Source organism: Pseudomonas sp. URIL14HWK12:I12 (assembly GCF_003097135.1).
Lineage (GTDB): Bacteria > Pseudomonadota > Gammaproteobacteria > Pseudomonadales > Pseudomonadaceae > Aquipseudomonas.
This window is the reverse complement of record NZ_QEQL01000001.1, coordinates 479,710-500,564: the sequence shown is the minus strand read 5'-3', so window position 1 is coordinate 500,564 and position 20,855 is coordinate 479,710. Positions and strand designations below refer to the sequence as shown.

Genomic DNA, 20,855 nt, shown 5'->3' with positions numbered 1-20,855 from the left:
TAAGGAGCCATCTGGCTCCTTTTCATGTGGCTCCTGCGTGGGGCGCTAGATAAGTACCGTCGAGCTCAGCGCTGCGCTCGGCATGGTGGCGGCTTTCTCAACCAGGAAAGCTGCCATGCCTTATAACCTTGATCAGCATCCAGCCGGCGATCTCGCCCGCCAGGCCCCCCAGTGGCTTACTGACGCAAGCCAGTCCGACCGCGATGAGCTCCAGGCTCGCTGGTTGGAGAGCAACCGCCAGGCACGTCGCCTGCGCGCAGCGCTCGCTCCCTTGCAGAGCATTTGTGAGTTTGCCGTGCCCTTGCTCGAACCGATGTTCAAACAGCTCGGGCATCCAGATATCAATCTTCTCGTTCCGACGTTTCACTGCACTTGGTATGTGCCCGAGGAAAATGATTTCAGCATCGGGCCGAACCTGATCAACCCGGTGCATCTCCCCGATGACGGGGCCAAGGGCGGCTATCAGAAATTGTCGCGCAGCTTGCTCGAAGCTGCGGTGGTCAACTTTCCCTCCGACACCGGCTACGACTTGGACCGCCAGGAGTATCGCCTCGACGGCGTCCCGGGCTTTTCGTTCGATCGGTTCTTCAAGGCCGTGCGCAAGCTAGATATCGGCCAGCGCTACCAGGACTATATTGCTCAGGCACTTGCCGGGCAGGAGCTGCAGGCTGCCTGGGAAGGTAGCGACTTGGCAACGATGCGTTATGACGCGTTCGAGGCCCTGCTCAGCGGCACCTTGAGCGAGCAAGGGTATGCACTGCTCGCGGGAGTGGGCGTGCCGCCGCGCGGCGGCCGGGTGGCCACCAGCACGGCCCAGGGCCTATGGTATGACCAGGCCCCCATACAGGGCTGCCTGGTCATCACCGGGCAGCAGCCCAACGCTTCTGGTGCGTTCCCCGTGGTGCTCTACGTCCCTGGCGCGCCAGACGCCCCATTCTACGAATACCCCAACCTGCGCGCTGCTGCCCGAGGCCTGCTTGATCGTATGGCGGCGCCCGCGATGCGCGATTGCGTTGGGCGCAAACTCCCTCTTCACGAGCGCCTCGGGCTGTTCGCGGCCCTGGCAGCTGGCGACACGGCAGGCATTCGCCGTGCGGTGACACTGCGCGATACTGGCAACGCTGTATTGGTCTTGCGCTTCGAGCAGTGGCGCCAATCCGTGCGCAGGCATGCGCTGCAGGTTGCAGTGCCCACCCAGGTCTACGACACGCAGCGGATGCTCGCGGCCTGGCAGAAATACTGGTCGATTGGGCAACAGGTATTGTTCGGTTTCGCCATGCTGGTCCCGGGCTCAACCCTGTTGGGTGGCGTGGCGATGGTCGTAGGCAGCTATGGCATCGTGTCGCAGATTTATAACGGTATTCATCTGCTTGAAGAGCATGAAATCGACCAGGCCGTAGAGCAGCTGTTCGGCGCCCTCCAATCCATCGCCCTGGCAGGCGTGGGCTCAGCGATCGAGCGCCTGCCGATCGGCACTCACTTCAGTGGCGATGCAACTGTGTTCGCAGACCCTCACCCCCTACCTGACGGAGCGCTGCAGGGCTCCGATGGGCTCTACCGCTCAGGGCAGAAGCAGTGGGTCGTTATCCAGGACCGGGCCTACCCGGTGGCGTTGGAAGAGGGGCATCCTCGGGTCGATGCACCCGTTGGTAACCGTTTGCCAGTGCCTGCACTGGAGCAGTTGCCAGGAAGGGGCTGGTGCTGGGTCCATGATTCCCCAAGGCAATGGTCAGGTCCGCGCTTGCTGCGTGCGCTGGACGCTTCGGCCGGTAGGCTCGACGATCAGACGCTCCAACGTGTGAAGGTGCTGGCAGGGGTGCGGGACGATCAGATCCGCTACGCATTGATCAATGGCAGACCTGCCCCGGCGAGCCTGAGCTACGCGACGGCCCTGGCAGCGGAGCTTCACGCCGGTCGTGGGATGCCATTGCCTGAGAGGCTCGCCTCGCTGCAAGGCCCCGTGACCGCGCCCGCTCCGGTAGCGGGGGCATCCACATTGATGCGCCAGTTCCCTACGCTGCCGGCAGAATATGCCAATCAGATCGTCGACAGTGCTTCGACCGCGGAGCGTGAGCAGCTCTCCCGTGGGCAAGTCCCTCCATCGATGGGCGCCGCGGCAGCGAGTGCCGTGCGTGAAGCCCGCACCATCAAGGCGGTGCTGGCGCTCGCGCAGGGCTTGCCGAGCCGAGACCGCGATGTGGTGTTGATCGCGGTGGTTCAGCGGCTGGCCGGCTGGCCAGAGGGCTTGCACGTGATGCTGGAAGGGCGCCCAAAAGCAGCGGTTCGCACCGGTAACACCGCTTCCTATCTTCGGATACGAGAAACCGAAGGGGGGTATGTACTGGCCAGTGCCATAACCTCCGCCGCGCCTGTGCCGCTGGAGCAGTTACTGCTGGACGCCATGCCGCAGGCTGCCCGCGAGCGATGGTCGAGCGATGTTGCCACCGCTGTTGAGCAATTGCGCGACCAAGCCACTCGTATCGCCATTGAAGACCTGACGGCCACCCGGCGCGATCTGGGGTTGCGCCCGGAGCGTGGCTGGTTTGCCGCGCCTGGGCGGTATGGCAAGCACGTGGGGTATGCGTTGAGTGGCCGTTCCGGGCAACGCTGGGTAAATACGGTGGCCGAGCGGCTGAGAGCGCTGTATCCGAGCCTGCCGGATTCAGAGCATGCCGCGTTGCTCCAACAGTTCAATACCAGCGACCGAGGCGCGGCCCTAGAGGTTGCCAGCCTTGAACAGGAATACCGTGTGCTGCGTGGCGCGCTGGCAGACTGGCAGGCCAGCGGCGTCAGGCATGAAGATGAGCTCACGGCCTTGGAGCGTCTGCCGGAAACGACAACGCCGCTTCGGGGGGCAGATGGTGCGCCCACTGCACAGGCCCTGGAAATGCTGGCAGAGCACCGACGTGCTTTTTCCGAGCGCGTCCTGCGTGCCTGGCGTCGAGAAGTTCGCAACACCGACGGTAGTACGCTGCTCGATCTGAGTGGCCTTGCCATCGGCCGTCTACCTGTGGTTCTGGGCCGGTTCGAGCATGTCGGTGAGCTGCGCTTGAGCAACATGCAACTGACTGAGGTGGATGCGCATTTTCTGGCCTGCTTCGGCAACGTCGACAGCCTGTACCTAGGCGCGAACCGATTGACCACGGTGCCGATCGGAGTGGCAAGCCTGCCTCGCCTGCGTTTTCTGTCTCTGCGCGATCTGCCGCTGGCCGACTCCGCTCAGGCATTCGAGGGCCTTGCACCGGCGCAGGGTATCTCGCCCATCGGCAATCTGAATCTGTCGGGCAGCTTGGCATCGGGTGCACTTGAACCTCTGCGCGCCGTACAGCGCCTTGTAGGGCTGCGCTCGTTGTCGCTCGATGACAACCCTTTGACACCTGCGCAGCTGGAAGTTTTGGCGGGCATGCCACAGCTGCAGGGCCTGTCGCTGGACCACGTGGGGCTGGCGGCTGATCAAGTTCGAGCTGTGATCGCACCTTTCGTCAATTTGCGCTATCTGTCACTGGCGCGCAATCGTTTCGCTGGGTCGCCAAGCTTCGAGGTGCCGGCAACGCTGACGATGCTGGACCTTTCGAGCAACGGGCTAGTAGACATCCCACAACCCGCCATGGATTTGTTACGTACCACCACTGCGCGTGATGTGAACCTCAACCTGGGCGACAACAACATCCAGGAGCCTGGTGAACTGGTCGAGCTAAGCAACGCTCTGCAGCGGCAAGGCGTCGAGGTGACGATCGACCTGACTGACAACCGCTTCACGCACAGCACAGCCCAAGCGCTCAGGCAGGCCGGCATCCTCTGCATACACACAGCTGACCAATGGCTCGCAGACCAGCCTCACCTACTTCGGGCCGTCGAGCGTTTTCGCGAACGTAGTCGCGCGGGCGACCGAACGCTGGAGCTATTCAGCCAGTGCGCCCGTCGCTTGATCGAGCGTGGCGAAGCGGTCTACTGGCTGGAAGAAGCCATAACCGGGTTGTTCGATGCTACCGCCATCATCCCCGATGAAGCCTTGGGCAACGACATCGCCGCAGCAGACCGGCAAGCCCTCATCCTTGGGGCCGAGGCGCGCACTTCGGTGTATTTCGCCGCCCGGCAGGCCTTGAGCGACGAAGCCTTCCAGGCACGTTTGAGTGCGCTGCAAGAGCGGGTGTTCAGCAATGCGGTGGCCAACCCCATATTCGACCTGGGGCAGGCGGCAAACCTGCATGACTGGGTATGGTGCACGGCCGTGGAAATCAGTGCCTTTCTGCCCTCCTTGAGTGTACGGATGGGTGAGGCCGAGGTCTTTTGGCCCTTGTTGACTCATCTTTACGACGATGAGCCTTCGCCCAGGGCGTTTGCCTGGGAATTGACAGGGCGGTCTCGGGTCAGTGGGCAGCTTCACCCGTTACGCAGCGTGTTAGGCACCAACCGCAGTTGGGAGCCTTACCTTCGCTATGGGGCGCCAGAGTGGCAGGCGGCTGAAGCGCTATGGGATCGGCTGCAGGAATGGGCGGACGACGCTGTCGGCGATCTGGAACACGTACCATTGGAGGGCCTCAGCGATCAGCAATACGAGCAGCTGGTAGCCGCTGCCGCCAACGGTATCGCCCGGCAAAACCAAGCCGCTCAAGGGCAGGGCTCAGCCATTCCGGAGATAGAATGGGGGCCTGGGCGCCAGCCGGTACGCCTGAGCGAGGGGCAATACAACGCGTTGTACCGAGGATTGGCCAGCGCCCGTGAGGAAGCCTTCGACACCTTGGCGCAAACACTGACAACTCGCTACGTCCAGCAATGGTGGGGAAGCTGACCAACAGCACAGTGTTCAGTGCTCGCCGCGGATGTACTGTTCCATCTGGGCGATCAACTTCGCCTGTTCGGCAATGGCGGCCTTGACCAGGTCGCCAATCGACAACAGCCCAACCAGCTCGCCGTCGTTTACAACAGGCAGGTGACGCAAGTGGCTGTCGGTCATGATGTTCATGCAACGCTCCAGCGTTTCACCCATCCCCACGGTGATCACTGGAGCGTTCATGATCGCCCTGACCGGCGTTCCGGCCGAAGACCGGCCCTGCAGCACCATCTTGCGTGCGTAGTCGCGCTCGCTGACGACGCCCACGACTTCGCCGTGTTCGACCACAGGGAGGGCACCGACGTTGATCTGCGCCATCAGCCGAAGTGCTTCGAGCACTAGTTGGTCCGGGCCGATGGTCAGCACGGCGTGGTGGCTTTCAGGTTTTTCCTTGAGCAGCTGCGCAACGGTTTTCATAGGGCACCGATCTTGTTGTGGGGACGCGGCCCAAGCATCAGGCAAGCCTTTGAAACACGCACTTCAAATTACGCCATCGACCCTATTGAAAAACGCCATAGCCGTAGTTGGCAGGCGGGCGGCCCGGGGTTAGTCTGGTTGCCAATCGCACGCAACGGACCCTGCCAGTGATACGCAAACGCATAGTTTTGATCAGTTGCCTTGCTGCGGTGGCAGCGGCGATGGTCCCGTTGGTAATGGCCACATGGCTGGCCAAGCAAGGCGTAGAGCGTGAAGCCAGAATCCACCTGCAATCGACTGCCCAATGGGCGATCCGCCGCGCACAGCTGTCATTTGAGGGCGCCCGCCAGGCGCTTGATGCGATGCAGCAGAGCACCGAGCCGGCGTGCAGTACAGCCCATATTGCGCACATGCAGAGCCTTACGGCCAATACACGCTTTATCGAAGAAATCGGCTATTTCGAAGGCGGGCTCTTGCGATGCAACTCCTGGGGCACGGTCGCCACCCCGGTGCATCAAGGGGCGGCAGATTACCTGCTCGATGATGGCACCGAAGTGTTTACCGCGATTCGGCCGCAGGTCGGCAATGGTACCGCCATGGTCGGCTTGCAGCGGGGCAACTACAACGTCTTGATTATCCCTTCCCGCCTAGCCGATGTGCTCACGGATTCGCCGATGCAGATTGGCCTGGTAGCCAACAACGGCGCGTTGCTGGCCTATAACGACGGTGCCGACCGTGCCCGGCTCGCTACGCTGGTTCAAGGTGCACAGCCTCCCGCGGGCATGTGGGTCGAGCAGGCGCAAGCACCGGGGTGGCGTGCCATAGTAGTGAGCCCGCAAACGTCCTTTTCATCCTTGTTGAATGCCCAATGGCTCTGGTTGTTGCCGCTGGCGATCGTGTGTGCTGCCGCGCTGGTGGGGCTGGTGGCCTGGCTTTGTTACCGGCGGCTCTCGCCTCTGGGAGAACTTCAGATCGCTGTGAGCCGTGGCGAGTTCGAGGTGCACTATCAACCGATCATGCACCTGGCCGGCGGCCAGTGTGTGGGCGCAGAGGCACTGGTCCGTTGGCGGCGCCCAGACGGCAGCCTCGTGCGGCCTGACCTGTTCATTCCGCTGGCAGAGGAAAGCGGCCTGATTCAACCGATCACCGATCAGGTGCTGGCCTTGATCGTCAAAGATCTGGGCCCACTGCTGCGACGTCATCCCCAGTTGCATATCGCAGTCAATCTTTGTGCAGAGGACCTGAAAAGCGGCCGAGCCTTGCCCGTGATCAAACGCGTGCTTGAGGGCTCTGGAATCGACCCGGCGCAGCTATGGCTGGAGGCGACCGAGCGCGGCTTCATGGATATCGAGCGGGCGCGGCAGACCATCGAGGCAGCCCGTGAGGCGGGCCATCGTGTTGCGATCGATGACTTCGGCACAGGTTATTCCAGCCTACAGTACCTGCAAGGCCTTCCGTTGGATGTGCTCAAGATCGACAAGGCCTTCATCGATACCATCGGTGCTGATGCCGCCACCAGCGCAGTTACCGGCTATATCATTGATATGGCCCATGAACTGGGGCTCGGCATTGTCGCAGAGGGTGTCGAAACGCTGGCCCAGGCCGAGTATCTCAAAGCGCGCCAAGTTGACTATGTGCAAGGCTGGCTGTATGCCAGGGCGCTTCCGCTGGAGCAGTTCCTGGCATTTTTTGAGGAGCATCGCGCGCCGGCGGAAGGGGCAGGGGCGTGATACCCTGTTTGCAAAACACATAAGAACAGGGCTTTGCCATGACCGCCCCGCTGAGCGCGCTGCGCAAGTTCGTTTCCCCTGAAATCATCTTCGGTGCCGGCAGCCGCCATAGTGCGGCCCACTATGCGCGCCATTTCGGTGCTCGGCGGGTGTTGCTGGTCAGCGACCCCGGTGTGATGGCCGCCGGTTGGGTGGCGGATGTGCAGGCAAGTTTCGAAGGCCAGGGGGTGGCGTGGAGCCTGTTCAGTGCCGTCTCGCCGAACCCGCGGGTAGAGGAAGTCATGGCGGGTGCGGATTTTTACCGCGAGCAGCAGTGCGATGTGATTGTCGCCATTGGGGGTGGCAGCCCGATGGACTGCGCCAAGGCCATCGGTATTGTGGTGGCCCATGGGCGCAATATCCTGGAATTCGAAGGTGTCGATACCCTCCGGGCCCCCAGCCCGCCTTTGATCCTCATCCCCACCACAGCCGGTACATCTGCGGATGTGTCACAGTTTGTGATCATCTCCGATCAGCAGGAGCGGATGAAGTTTTCGATCGTCAGCAAGGCGGTTGTTCCCGACGTGGCGCTGATCGACCCGCAAACCACTGCCAGCATGGACCCGTTTCTGTCAGCCTGTACTGGCATCGATGCCTTGGTGCATGCCATCGAAGCGTTCGTTTCGACCGGCCACGGGCCGCTCACCGATCCACATGCGCTCGAAGCCATGCGGCTGATCAATGGCCACCTCGTGCCGATGATCGCCAACCCCAACGACATCACCCTTCGTGAAAAAGTGATGCTGGGCAGTATGCAGGCGGGGTTGGCTTTTTCTAATGCCATTCTCGGTGCAGTGCACGCCATGTCGCACAGCCTGGGCGGTTTTCTTGACCTACCCCATGGCCTGTGCAACGCCGTACTGGTCGAGCATGTGGTTGCATTCAACTACAGCGCGGCGCCGGAGCGCTTCAAGGTCATCGCGCAAACCTTCGGTATCGATTGCCGCGGTTTGAGTGCCGGCCAAGTGCGCGAGCGCCTTGTGCAGCACCTGATAGACCTTAAGCGGGCAGTCGGCTTTCATGAAACCTTGGGCGGCCATGGCGTTGGGTGCTCGGACATTCCGTTCCTTTCGGCCCACGCCATGGGCGACCCCTGTATTCTGACCAACCCGCGCCATTCCAATCAGCGCGACGTCGAGGTGGTGTTTGGCGAAGCCCTTTGAGCAGGAGGGCGCTTCGCTGGAGGGGTTGCTTGGTCTGGGCAATCATTCGATGCGCAAGCACCATTACGCCGAATTGGTCGGCCGCCTGGAAGAACTGGAAACCGAGCGTAACCGCTACCGCCAGCTCAATGACGAACTCGAACGGCGGGTGCTGGAGCGTACCGAGCAACTGCGCTTGGCCCGGGATGCTGCTGAGGCCGCCAACCGTAGCAAGGATAAATACCTGGCTGCCGCCAGCCACGACTTGCTGCAGCCGCTCAATGCCGCGCGGCTGCTGATTTCCGCGCTTCGGGAGCGGGATTTACCGCCTACCGAGGCCCATCTGGTGGAGCGTAGCCATCTGGCGCTTGAAGGCGCTGAGCAGTTGCTCAGTGACCTCCTGGATATCGCTCGCCTCGACCAGGATGCTGTTACGCCCACGCTTGCGCCCCTGGCGCTGCAGCAGTGGTTGCCGTCTCTGGCTGCCGAATTCGAGCCAGTGGCGGCGGCCAAGGGGCTGAAGATCCGCTGCCGGGTCGGTCGCAATGCGGTGGTAGAAACCGATGCGCATCTACTGGCACGTATCGTGCGCAACCTGATCAGCAATGCCTGCAGATACACCTCGAGCGGCGGCGTCCTGGTCGCAGCCCGCAAGGCCCAAGGGGGGATGTTGCTTCAGGTATGGGACAGCGGTTGCGGGATACCCGCCGACCAGCAACAGGTGATTTTCCAGGCGTTTCGCCAGCTCGATACAGGGCGGGCGGCGGACCGCCAGGGCGTCGGGCTGGGGCTGGCAATTGTCGAGCGCATGGCCACGATCTTGCGGCACCCCGTGAGCGTGCGATCGCGCGTGGGAAGAGGGTCTGTGTTCAGCGTTGCGCTGCCCCTTTCCACCGAGCTGTTGCCACCGACCACGACGGCCACGGGCTTGCCGGTGGCATTCGACCCCCTGCCTGGTACCTCGGTGCTGGTAGTCGACAATGAGCCGGCCATCCTCGAGAGCATGGCGGCACTGCTGGCCCAATGGGGTTGCCAGGTAAGAACAGCGTTGGACGAGCGAAGCGCTCTCGAAGGGCCCCCTGCGCAGGTGGTAGTCATCGATTACCACCTGGATCACGGCAAACTCGGCACCGAATTGCTAGTTGTGCTACGCAAGGCGTGGGGGCAGGACCTGAGGGCGCTGTTCATCACCGCCGACCGCAGCGACGCGTGCCGAGAAGCCATGCGCAAGCTGGGTGCACCGCAACTGAACAAGCCCGCCAGGCCCGGCAAGCTTCGGGCGACGCTTGCCGCATTGCTCGCCGGTGGCGATGGGCTCAGGCTGGGAACAGCTCGCTGAGCTTGAGCGCCAACATCATGTCGCCTTCGGTGCGCAACTTGCCCTGCATGAATGCCTGCATGCCGTCGGTTTCGCCGCTCACGATGCCCTCGAGGGTTTCGCTGTCGGTCACCAGCGTGACGTTAGCGTCTGGGTTTTCACCTTCCTGCAGCTCGCAGGTGCCGTCTTTGACGACCAGATTGAAATGCTTTGAATCATCGATATTGAAGCCGAACACCAGGTCGAGCCCGGCAGCAGCGGCAGGGTTGAACCGGGCTTTCATGGCTTCGATGGCGCGGGAGACGTCGGTCATGGTGGACTCCAGTAAAGGGCTTTTAAAAGCTCGCACTGCGAGCGATGGCGCAGGTTAGGAGCAACCGGGCAGCGCTGTCAACGCAAATTCATACGAGCGTTTCAAAAGAGTGTTTCAGCTTTGACCAGAGTGCGCGGCTGGCCGGCGCTTCGGCGCCCCGGTATGCTTGCGGCCATCGCCTCGCCGTGGCACGGCCATGGCCTGCGCTAACAAAGGAGACACCGTGGAGTTTTTCACCGATTACATGGGCTTTCTCGCCAAAACCGCCACGCTGGTGGTAGCGATACTGATCGTGGTGGCGGCGGTCGCTGCCGCACGTGGCAAGGGGCGCCGCAAGGGTGGGCAGTTGCAGGTCCACAAGCTCAATGATGCCTACAAGCAATTGCGTGAGCGCCTCGAGAGCAGCCTGCTCGATAAAGATGCGCTCAAGCGCCTGCGCAAGCAGCAGGCCAAAGCCCAGAAAGCCCGGAAGAAAACCAAGGATAATCCCGAGCGCGTGTTCGTTCTGGATTTCGAGGGCGATATCAAAGCCTCGGCCACTGAAAGCCTGCGCCGTGAAATCACCGCACTGCTGACCGTCGCCACCCCCCGTGACGAGGTAGTGCTGCGGCTGGAAAGTGGAGGTGGGCTGGTGCACAGCTATGGGCTGGCGTCCTCGCAGCTGGCGCGAATTCGCCAGGCAGGCATCCCGTTGACAGTGTGCGTCGACAAAGTCGCCGCAAGCGGCGGCTACATGATGGCCTGCATCGGCGAAAAAATTCTGAGTGCCCCTTTTGCCGTCCTCGGCTCGATTGGAGTGGTCGCCCAGCTTCCCAATCTGCATCGCCTGTTGCGCAAGCACGATATCGACGTCGAAATGCACACCGCCGGTGAATATAAACGCACACTCACCATCCTTGGCGAGAACACCGAAAAGGGCCGTGAAAAATTCCAGGAAGATCTGGAAGTCACGCATCGGTTGTTCAAGAACTTCGTCGTGCACTACCGTCCGCAATTGTCCATCGAGACAGTTGCTACCGGCGAGGTCTGGCTAGGTGTCAGCGCGTTGGAAGTCAAGCTTATCGACGAGATCAAGACCAGCGATGAATACCTGGCTGAGCGCGCACAGGTCGCCGAGGTATTCCATCTCCACTTCGAGGAACGCAAGTCTTTACAGGAGCGAGTAGGGCTGGCGGCAACTCATGCTGCCGAGCATGGGCTAGGCCGCCTGTGGGCCGCGCTGTCTGGCCATCGCATGTGGTAGATAGCCCTCACCAGTCCTTGTCGTAGTTTCGGCATGGTAGTGGCCTTTCTTGGAGAGGTCACGCCATGGACAATCGCATACCCCACTTTCACACCTTCCAACAACGCATTCCGCAGTGGCTGTTGTCCGCAACCCAGGCTGAACGCGACGAGCTTCAGCGCCTGATACTTAAAGCTCAGCAAAGTGCCGAGGCTCTACGCCTTGCAATGCTGCCCATACCCTCGGTGCGGGCTTTTGCACTTGAGGGGCTGCAGCCGGCGCTCGATCAGCGATTCGGGGAAGGTATCGACCCCGAGAGCGTGCGCATTGAGCGCACGTGGCGGCCTGCCTGCATCCCCGAAGGGTCAGTGCTCGACCCCAATCAGTTTGTCTATGACGCCCTCCGCGAGTTCTGCCCGACCCAGACGCAGGCTCAACCATTGCTTTATGCTGCACTGGCCAACTACCCCAGCGCCGGGGGTTACGGAGACGTCGACGAGTCGTTTCAAATCATTGGCTCAACGCAGGTCGACGCAGCGGCGTTTGTGGAGCTTGTCTACAACCTGGATATCGGTTCCCAGTACCAGGCGCTGGTTTCAACGCACATCCCCAAGCCAGCAACCCCCCCGTCTTCGCTGGAAAGCCACTTCGTCACCTGGCACCGCGATCAACGCGCAGTGGAGGCCGAGGAGGGGGTGTTGCAAGGGCACATCTCGCGAGAAATCGGCCAGCGCTGGCTGAATGGTGCTCTGCGCGCGGGCCGCAAAGATGTGCGTCTGTTCGGCCATACCTTGGAGGGCGCGCGCTGCTACGATCTCGGCGCCGACGGTGTATTGCTGTACCTGCCCAACTCGCAAAAGGGGGCGCTACACGCTTTCGCCAACGAACAGGCTGTACGAGATCACATACTTGACTTGCTGCGGGCCAAAGAACAACGGGCCTCTGTGGTGCGCATGGCGTTACTCAAAGACCAGCGTACGCTTGCGGGCAAGCTGTTGAGCAACCTGGGCACAACCTCTGCCGCTTTACCCCATGCCGGTAACACCACCGGCGACTACGCAATAATTCAGTTCAACGCCTTGGGCGGTGATGACGTGCAGTTCAACTACCGGCAGTGGCGCGAAAGCATCCTGCTCAACGCAGCAGTGCTTGCAGTGCCGGCCAGCGCCCTGGCCCAGCGACTACGTGACGACCACATTGCCGCGCTCGTTGCACAGAGTGAGCAGGTGCTGTTCACCGCCGCCATGCTGGTTCCGGGCTGCCAGCCCCTTGGCTGGGCCGCGTTAGCGGTGTTCGTCCATGGCGTGGTAGATCAGGTGTATGACGGTTACCAGGCGTGGCAGTTGGGCGATCGCGAAGCTGCCGTGCGCCAATTTTTCAACGTAGGAGCTAACCTGGCTGCGGGTGCGATTGTCAGCCGTATCCAGGGGCGGCTGCTTTCCGGCTTGCATGTCGTAGAGAATCAGGAAGGCGAGGCTCGTTTATGGCGCCATGAGACCTCACTTTGGCAACCGATTTCCTTGAGAAGGGTCGCGAATCGGGTACGAGCTCCCTTCCGCGAAGCCGGCTATGAGTGGGTGCCGCTCAATGAGGAAGAGGCGTTTGTCGTGGTTGGGGCCGGCCAGAGTGAGCGCGCGCTCAATGTCCCGCGCAACCATTCTGGAGCAGTGCCCATTCTCCTGCCGGCCGAGGGCCAGACATGGCAATGGTTGCACGATAGCCCCTTGGGGCGAGAAGGGCTTTCGTTGCTGCACTGCTTCGCAGACCTGCCGCCTTCGGCTCAGGATCAGGACTTGCTCGAAGCCTGGCAGCTGTCGGGGTTGTCTTCAGCTCGGCTGCGCTGGCTGTTGGCCAATGGGCGGCCGCTGCCCGGCGCCGTCTGTTTCTGGCTGCGCGACAGGCAGCTTCGCCAAGAGCTGGCTACCTTCTTCACCAGGCTGCGGGCGGGAACGACCGTGGAGGTGCAACATCCCGAGCTGATGACCGAACTTGTGGAGTTGCCGGGTTGGCCGCACGATCTCGCACTGGAGTACACCGACGCCGATGGCACCTTGCGTATAGGCAGCGAACTCCAAGCCGTTCGATTGTCGCTCACGCCTCTGGCGTTTTCCTCCGGGCAGTGGGCTGAGCAGATACTGGGCCTGATGCCTGATCGAGACCGCGCCATACTCACCGGCTCCTCCCGGCGTAATGAGCAGGGCGTATTGCTGAGCAGGCGCTGGGCCCAGCGGCTTGAGGATACGCTACCGATGCAGCTCACTCGATTGTCGAGGCTAGGGGTTCTGGATGAAGCGGGCATTACTTTACTCCGTGCCTTCCCCAGCCTGCCCGAAGAGATCATTCAGGAGGTGGTCGATGGGGCCGACAGCCGTCAATACAGATCTTTGTTCCAAGGCAAGGTGCCGCATGAGCTGAGTTTGGTGGCGCTTGAAGCAAGCCGCCGAATGCGCATTGGCCGGGCACTGGACGCCTTGGACCGCGCTGAACCTTCCGATGATGCCGATCGCCTGTTCATGGCGAATCTGGGTCGCCTCGAGCACTGGCCTGCGACAATGAGTGTGCGCCTCGACAGCGATAGCTTCTCTGGCCAGCCATTGGGGGCAGTAGGGCCCAATCAGCAGCCTCGCGTAGAAATATTTCGTGCCGGAAGTGTTTACCGACGTCGTATTGGGGGGGGGTGGAGCGATCCAGCCAGTCTGGAACAGCTGATCTGCGATACGTTGACGCCCTTGGATCGCGAGCGGCTGACGGGGGGGGCACCATCCCTGCGATTACGGCAAAAGGTCAGTGCCTTGGCATGGCGCGACTTTTCGCGCTTGCGCAGCGATTTGGGTATTCGCCCGGCAAACAATAGCGCACTTCAGCTACCACAGCGGTTTGATGATCGCATCGGCTACCCTTTATCTGGGCGTTTCCGGGTGGCCAGGACGTTCTCATGGCGACTGATTCGTTTGTACCCCACACTGAACCAACAGGCCATGGCACGCTTTCAGGAACAGCTACAGGCCGAAACCGGACTACCTTTGGCTCAAGTCATCGTAAGGCTCGAAAACCAGTGGGCTGGGCTGAATATCTCTTTGAGCGACTGGATGGCTGAGCCGGTCCCATCCATCATCGATACCCCGTACGACAGGATGAGAAGTACACGCAGTCAGCTGTGCGAACTTATCAGGGCCTGTTGGCGGCGTGAAACCCGCTCGCTGGGGAGTGAGGACGTTGAGCCCCAGTTTTCACTGGATCTGTCCTATCACGAAGTGGGCCAGCTTCCGCACTTGGGCGAAGGGTTCGAACATGTGCGAATTCTCAGGCTGAATTCGATGATGCTTGGTTTGGAGGTCGATGATTTCCTCCAGAGCTTCCCGAATCTTCGCGAATTGCATTTGAACAACAACCTCATCACGCAACTTCCGCCCTCGATAGCGAAAATGAAGTCCCTTCGGGTCCTCAACATTGCCAACACACCGCTGGTACCTCAGCCATCGATGTTCGACCCGCTAGTGCCGGAGGCTGAAGGGGCTGGCAGCCAGCTGCACTCCCTGACGCTCACGGACATTCCGGCGATTGATGCCCAGGCGCTGATGAAATTGAGCCGGCTTGATCGTCTGAACGTGTTGCATTGGTCCAATGCCCGTGCGATGACCGATCAGCACTTGAGCGCGATTTCCAGCCTCCAGCACCTACGCACGCTAGTGTTAAACCGCAGCGGGATCACGCTGACCCCTGGCAGCCAAGGTTTTCTACGTAACTTGTCTCAATTGCAGTGGATAGACCTTGGCAACAACCCCCTGACGCTCGCGCCGGACGTCACGGGCATGGTCAACCTGGCCAGGCTCATTCTGCGTAACGCCCACCTTAGTGCGCTGCCGGCCGGAATGGTAGAGCTGGCGCAGGGCGAGCCCGGGCGGCTGTCTTGGATCGATCTGGGCGGGAACAGGTTGCAGCATATCGAGCCGTTGATCTCGGCGCTTCGTGCGGTGGATCAGGCCGGTCGAGTGCTGTATATCCGGCTCAACGACAATCCCATTCAGGGGGCCCAGATTGCCGAGCTGGAGTCGATGGCCGTCTATCTGAGGCACAGCGCCGATACATGGCTTCCTCCATCGCCTCAGCTAAGGCGCGCGGTTCGATTGGCGAGGGGCAATACGCTCAATGCAGCCTTCCTCGACTGGGTAAGCGTTCGGGTCAACGAATCGTTGCAGTACGCGGGGCGGTGGGCAGAGTTTCTCACGCGGATTTTCGACGTCGCACACGGCTTCGCGAGGTTTCGTGAAGCCATCGGCGATTTCGAGGCGCGCCTGGAAACGTTTCGTCGTGGGCTGTTCAGCCAGATACATAATTACTGGAAGCCGGAGTTGCGGGGGCTCATGCGGCAGCTCGAGGCGTTCACGGCTGCTCAGGAGATCACATTGGCGCCTGCCGACGACCGGTATGATGCGCTGCTTCAACACAATTACCGGTCATGGCAAGCGGAGTTGGCCGAGCACTCTTCACCGGAAGGGGTGGCCCGCCTCACGCAGATGGATCGGTTTGTCACATGGTTGCTTCACACTCAAAGCGACCTGGATCAGAACGAAATTGAGCCCCCTTTGGGGGAGCAGGACTGGCGCCCGTACCTGGGGCTGATCGACACTCGCTGGAACCTTAGCCGAACCGCCTGGGAAGAGGCGCAAAGCTGGCTTGAAGACGCACTGGAAACTCCACAAGACAGTGGGCGCTTGCCTGCAGAGCTAGTGGACCAGATGATCGCGCCCAGCCATGACTTACCACGCGCCTACACCGGTGCCGGCGCTCCTGCAGATGTGGTGGAACCGGTGAGCGATGTGGTCTGGAGAGTCAATGGCGCAGCCCAGCCCGTGCAGCTCAACGAGGACCAATATCGCCGTGCTTCGCAGGTCTACAGGCGTGCCAGGGTGCTCGTTCAGGAACGGCTGGCCCGGGAGATCACCGAGGGCGCAGTGCGGCCTTGGTGGGAGCCGGTACAGGAGTAACCAAGAAGGACAATCGAAACGGCCCGATGCAGTGCACCGGGCCGTTTTTCTTTCGCACAGCCGCGCTCGGCCACGCCGGCTAGTGCTGTGACTCTCCTGGTGTGCTCAACCGCGCCGGCGGAATAGCGGCAGGGGTTCGTCCGTGGCACCTTGGTACGTCACTGAAAAATCCTTGAGGCTTTCAAGCGCCTCGTAGGGGTCTTTGTCGGCGCGCAAGGCAAATGCATCGAAGCCACAGCGGTGCAGATAGAACAGCTGATCGCGCAGCACATCGCCAATGGCCCGCAGCTCACCTTTGAACTGGTAACGATCCCGCAACAGCCGCGCATTGGAATAGTTGCGCCCATCGGTGAACGCTGGGAAGTTCAGCGCGATGACCTGGAACTCACCCACGCACTCACCGATTTCCTCGGCTTCTTCGTCGCTGTCCAACCAGACACCCAGGCCGCCGTCGCGGGCTTTGAGAGCATGTGCATGCTCACGCCAGAGGGCCAGCGGCACGATGTAGTCGTCGCAGTTGGTCAGCACGTCAAGCGTGGCGTCCTTGGGGAGCAAGTGCCAGGTTTCGTCTACCACTTGGCCATTCTTAATGATTCGCTGCATAGACGCGCTCCTTGAAAGGTTCGATGCCGATTCGCTGGTAGGTGTCGATGAAGCGCTCATCTTCGGTACGTTTTTCGACGTAGACGTTGATCAGTTTCTCGATCACATCGGCCATCTGCTCCTGGGCGAAGGAGGGGCCCAGGATCTTGCCCAGGCTTGCGTCGCGGGCGGCGTTGCCCCCGAGCGATACCTGGTAGAACTCCTCGCCCTTTTTGTCTACACCCAGAATGCCTATATGGCCCACGTGGTGGTGGCCACACGCGTTCATGCAGCCGGAGATGTTGAGGTCAAGCTCGCCGATGTCAAACAGGTAGTCCAGGTCGTCAAAACGGCGCTGGATGGACTCTGCAATCGGGATGGACTTGGCATTGGCCAATGAGCAGAAATCACCGCCTGGGCAGCAGATGATGTCGGTCAGCAGGCCGATATTGGGCGTCGCGAAGCCCTGCTCGCGGGCCTCGAGCCAGAGTGCGTGCAATTGGCTCTGCTCGACATCGGCGAGAATGATGTTCTGTTCGTGGGAGGTACGCAGTTCACCGAAGCTGTAACGGTCGGCCATGTCGGCGATGGCGTCGAGCTGCTTGTCGGTAGCATCGCCCGGCGCTACGCCGGTGGGCTTGAGCGACAAGGTGACAGCCGCATAGCCGGGGCGCTTGTGAGCGTGCACGTTGCGCGAGCGCCAGCGGGCAAAACCCGGGTGCTCGGCGTCGAGCGCGGCAAGCTCGGCACTGCAGTCGGCAAGGGCTTTGTAGTCAGGGTCGACGAAGTGCTTGGCGACGCGCTCGACTTCAGCTTCGGTCAGGGTGGTGCTGCCCCCACGCAGGTGGGCCATTTCGGCTTCGACCTTCTCGGCGAACACTTCCGGGGTGAGCGCCTTGACCAGGATCTTGATGCGCGCCTTGTACTTGTTGTCCCGGCGCCCATAGCGGTTGTAGACGCGCAAAATCGCATCCAGGTAGCTGATCAGGTCTTGCCAAGGCAGGAATTCGTTGATAAACGCACCGACGATCGGGGTCCGGCCCAGGCCGCCGCCCACCAGTACCCGGAACCCAAGCTCGCCTGCGGCGTTGCGCACCGGCTCCAGGCCGATGTCATGTACTTCGATGGCCGCACGATCGGCGGCCGAGCCGTTCACCGCGATCTTGAACTTGCGCGGTAGGTAAGCGAATTCGGGGTGGAAGGTGGTCCACTGGCGCACGATCTCGCACCACGGCCGGGGGTCCACGACCTCATCAGCGGCTACCCCGGCGAACTGGTCGGTGGTCACGTTGCGCAGGCAGTTGCCGCTGGTCTGGATGGCATGCATCTGAACCGTCGCCAGCTCAGCGAGGATATCCGGGATGTCCTCCAGCGCCGGCCAGTTGAACTGCACGTTCTGGCGGGTGCTGATATGCGCATAGCCTTTATCGTAGTCACGCGCGATCTTCGCCAGCATGCGGGCTTGGCGCGAAGTCAGCTGGCCGTAGGGCACCGCCACGCGCAGCATTGGAGCGAAACGCTGGATATACAGGCCGTTCTGCAGGCGCAGCGGGCGGAATTCTTCTTCGCTCAGTTCACCTGCCAGGTAGCGGCGGGTCTGGTCACGGAACTGCTTAACGCGGTCCTCGATGATCCGTTGGTCGTACTGGTCGTAAACGTACATAGGGATCCTGTTTTCAGGCGGGTTCTGCGCGCACGGCCGCGCACTCCTCGCAGAGCGGCGGGGAAGATACCCTTTTTTACATATTCATTAAAGCCGCCAGTTGGCATATCCAAAGAACTAAAAGCTCTAAGAAGGTTATATCCGCTTGGCGCATTACCTTGTGTTAATGCCGAGGTTGGCCTTCACTGGTACGAAAGTGCCATTGATAACAACCCACAATGAGGGCACCACCATGAGCCATCCCGTGAAACCTCGCAAGGCCAGCCATCATGTCGACGCCTGGGCGACTGCCTTTTTAGTCATGATGGTGGCCGTGGCCGCCGTTTATTGGTTCGGCCACGGCTGATTCAGCTCACTGCCGGCCGGGGCCTGGCGGCCAATACCATACCGGCGGCGATCATCATCAACAGCGCGGTAAGCGCGAATACCGCGCGCATGCCGATGTGCCCGGCGATGAAGCCACCGGCGAGTGGGCCCAGTACTTGGCCTGCGTACTGCGCAGACGTCGAATAGCCGAGCATTCTGCCTGCCAGTGCATTGGGCACGCTGTGGCGGATGATCGCTGCCACGCATGGGAGCAGGCCCCCCAAGGCCAAACCCATGACGAATCGCCACCCGATCAGTTGCCAACTATTGGTGAGAACCGCCTGGGGCACAACGGTAGCGGCTGCCAGCGCCAGGCATGCGGCAACTGTTTTCCAGTGCCCCACTTGGTCGGCGAGCTTGCCTACACGAGGAGCGGCCAGAATGCTGCCCAACGCTGTCGCTGCCATTGCGAGCCCTGCCATCAGAGTCAGGGGCTCGGCGCCTAGGGCCTGCAGGTAAACGGTAATGATAGGCTCGATCGACAGCGTGGCGAACATCAGCATGGCCGCCGTGGCATACATGATCCATACCTGGCGCTTAACGACCGGCGCCAGCTCAGCAGCAGATACTGTCACGGCGGCTGCATTCGAGCGAGTGCGGGGCTCCTCCTTCAACAGAAAGGCGGTAGCCAGGAAGGCAATGAAGATGACCCCACCGGCGAGCAGGAAGGTGCCGCGAATGCCGATCAGTGGTGGCAGCATACCGCCTATCAAAGGCCCGGCGACATTGCCGGCCATTACGCCGGACGCCAGCGTACCCAATGCCCACGCCGAACGGCCTTTGGGCGTTTGCGTAGCCACCAGAATCGTAGAGCCGGACGCATATCCGCCCAGCAGCCCTGCGAGCAAGCGCAGGGCTACCAACTGATATACGTCCTGGGCTAATCCGATCAATGACATGGCAATCGCCATCCCCAGGCTGGCCCTGATCAGCATCAGCTTGCGGCCGTAACGGTCACCAAGCCGCCCCCATAATGGTGCGGTCAAAGCAGCCGAAAAGAAGGTGGCGCCGAAGGCTACTCCCGACCATTGCACCACGGCGGAGGCATCATGAACGCCGAGCTGGGCAACGTACAGGGGTAGAAAAGGCAGCAGCAGGGTCATCGCAATCAATGTAGTGAACGAGCCGAAGACGCACACGGCAAGGTTGCGCCGCCAATGAGGGTTGCTGTCTGAATCGGGCATGGCCGAGCTCCGCAAGAGGGAAAGCCAACGCTACGCCACTCTTCTGTATAAATGAAATTCATGTTTTTAATTCAATGCATTACTCATTGGAATAAATAACGCTTGTGCTGTACCGGCACGGCGCAACCGATGGGTAAAACTGAGGGCCCGGAGGCACACGGGTCTTGTTCGGCCTTGATAGTGCAAACATCCTTCGAGTATCCCGTGATACCGCGGCGGTTGCTGTAGACCATTGGGCCCTGCAATAGTGGTAATGCAGGCCAGAAGGGCCACTACCCAATAGACTGGGTTTTCAAGGTGAACGGACTTTCTGAATGATTTGCCGGTCACACGCCCGGTTCAACGCTGATCACAGGAGCACGGCATGGCCATACGCGGCGTGATATTCGATTCAGATGGGACCTTGGTGGACAGCGAGCGCGTCGCCGCGCAGTTGTTGAGCCAGCAGTTGTTGCAGTGGGGCGTTGAAATGGACAGCCCGGAGGTGCTGCGCAGGTTTCGCGGAGTCCAGTTCGCATTGTTCGTCGAGCAGTTGTGCCAGGAGCACCCGCAGCTGGATGCGCAGCCGTTCATGAGCGAGTTCCGCCGGCAAAGCCTGGAAGTATTCCAGACGGGGCTGGCCCCGATGCCGGGAGCGCTGGAGTTCGTGCGTGATTTGGCCCTGGACAAATGCGTGGCGTCCAACGGCCCGATGGAGAAGATCCAGACCTGCCTCGGGCAGGCGGGCCTGCTGGAGCATTTCGATGCGCGTATCGTCAGTGCCTATGAGGTCAAGGCATGGAAGCCCGACCCTGGCCTGATCGTGGCCGCTGCCCAGGTGATGGGCTTGACACCTCAAGAGTGCGTGTTGATCGATGACAGCCACGCAGGTGTAGAGGCCGGGCTGGCGGCGGGTAGCCAGGTTATCGGTTACGGCGAGGACGATTTTTCGGCCTTTGAGCACCTGCCTCAGTTTCATCGCGCGCGGGACTATCAAGAAGTGGCTGCGCGCGTCGCTTGCCTTGCCTGAGGGCTCGCACGCGCCTGGCCACCAGGTGTTGATGCTGCCGTTGTTGCC

Annotated in this window: 12 protein-coding genes; 7 read left to right on the top strand and 5 right to left on the bottom strand. The window is 61.2% G+C overall.

All coding sequences use genetic code 11. From position 1 onward, the window contains the following. Positions 1 to 115: 115 nt before the first annotated feature. Entirely contained in the window at positions 116 to 4,792 is a 4,677-nt protein-coding gene (locus tag F474_RS02240) for a leucine-rich repeat domain-containing protein (RefSeq protein ID WP_097084156.1), read from the top strand. A gap of 15 nt (positions 4,793 to 4,807) precedes the next feature. Here F474_RS02240 and F474_RS02235 read toward each other — a convergent pair whose 3' ends face one another. Next, positions 4,808 to 5,251 (bottom strand): CBS domain-containing protein, encoded by a 444-nt coding sequence (locus tag F474_RS02235; RefSeq protein ID WP_097084157.1) that lies wholly within the window; start codon positions 5,249 to 5,251, stop codon positions 4,808 to 4,810. A 236-nt stretch (positions 5,252 to 5,487) separates the two neighbouring features. Here F474_RS02235 and F474_RS02230 point away from each other — a divergent pair, with 236 nt between their 5' ends. The 3 genes from F474_RS02230 to F474_RS02220 are packed head-to-tail and all read left to right on the top strand — an operon-like array spanning position 5,488 to position 9,501. Next, positions 5,488 to 6,981 (top strand): EAL domain-containing protein, encoded by a 1,494-nt coding sequence (locus F474_RS02230; protein WP_218191648.1) that lies wholly within the window; start codon positions 5,488 to 5,490, stop codon positions 6,979 to 6,981. 38 nt (positions 6,982 to 7,019) lie between these two features. Continuing rightward, positions 7,020 to 8,183 carry an alcohol dehydrogenase-like regulatory protein ErcA gene (gene ercA, locus F474_RS02225; RefSeq protein ID WP_097084159.1) on the top strand — a complete coding sequence of 388 codons (1,164 nt, stop codon included), beginning with the start codon at positions 7,020 to 7,022 and terminating at the stop codon, positions 8,181 to 8,183. After that, entirely contained in the window at positions 8,167 to 9,501 is a 1,335-nt protein-coding gene (locus tag F474_RS02220; RefSeq protein ID WP_097084160.1) for a hybrid sensor histidine kinase/response regulator, read from the top strand. The genes ercA and F474_RS02220 overlap by 17 nt, the downstream gene beginning before the upstream one ends. Here the strand turns inward: F474_RS02220 and F474_RS02215 are convergent. Next, on the bottom strand, positions 9,479 to 9,793 hold the full coding sequence (locus F474_RS02215; protein WP_097084161.1) for an SCP2 sterol-binding domain-containing protein: 315 nt from the start codon (positions 9,791 to 9,793) through the stop codon (positions 9,479 to 9,481). The two genes, F474_RS02220 and F474_RS02215, sit on opposite strands and share 23 nt — an antisense overlap. Positions 9,794 to 10,016: 223 nt before the next feature. Between F474_RS02215 and sohB the strand changes: the two genes are divergently transcribed. Both sohB and F474_RS02205 read left to right on the top strand, forming a co-directional pair. Then, complete coding sequence (gene sohB / locus F474_RS02210) at positions 10,017 to 11,036, top strand: protease SohB (protein ID WP_097084162.1); 1,020 nt, start codon at positions 10,017 to 10,019, stop codon at positions 11,034 to 11,036. A gap of 65 nt (positions 11,037 to 11,101) precedes the next feature. Further along, entirely contained in the window at positions 11,102 to 16,003 is a 4,902-nt protein-coding gene (locus tag F474_RS02205) for a leucine-rich repeat domain-containing protein (RefSeq protein WP_097084163.1), read from the top strand. A 105-nt stretch (positions 16,004 to 16,108) separates the two neighbouring features. Here the strand turns inward: F474_RS02205 and F474_RS02200 are convergent, their stop codons facing one another. The 3 genes from F474_RS02200 to F474_RS02190 form a co-directional block, all read right to left on the bottom strand. Continuing rightward, a complete protein-coding gene (locus tag F474_RS02200; protein ID WP_097084164.1) occupies positions 16,109 to 16,606 on the bottom strand; it encodes a DUF934 domain-containing protein in 498 nt (165 codons plus the stop codon). Then, complete coding sequence (locus tag F474_RS02195; protein WP_097084165.1) at positions 16,590 to 18,248, bottom strand: nitrite/sulfite reductase; 1,659 nt, start codon at positions 18,246 to 18,248, stop codon at positions 16,590 to 16,592. The genes F474_RS02200 and F474_RS02195 overlap by 17 nt, the downstream gene beginning before the upstream one ends. A 347-nt stretch (positions 18,249 to 18,595) precedes the next feature. Next, on the bottom strand, positions 18,596 to 19,798 hold the full coding sequence (locus tag F474_RS02190) for an MFS transporter (protein WP_097084166.1): 1,203 nt from the start codon (positions 19,796 to 19,798) through the stop codon (positions 18,596 to 18,598). Positions 19,799 to 20,162: 364 nt separating this feature from the next. Here F474_RS02190 and F474_RS02185 point away from each other — a divergent pair, with 364 nt between their 5' ends. Further along, complete coding sequence (locus F474_RS02185) at positions 20,163 to 20,807, top strand: HAD-IA family hydrolase (protein ID WP_097084167.1); 645 nt, start codon at positions 20,163 to 20,165, stop codon at positions 20,805 to 20,807. Positions 20,808 to 20,855: the final 48 nt, after the last annotated feature.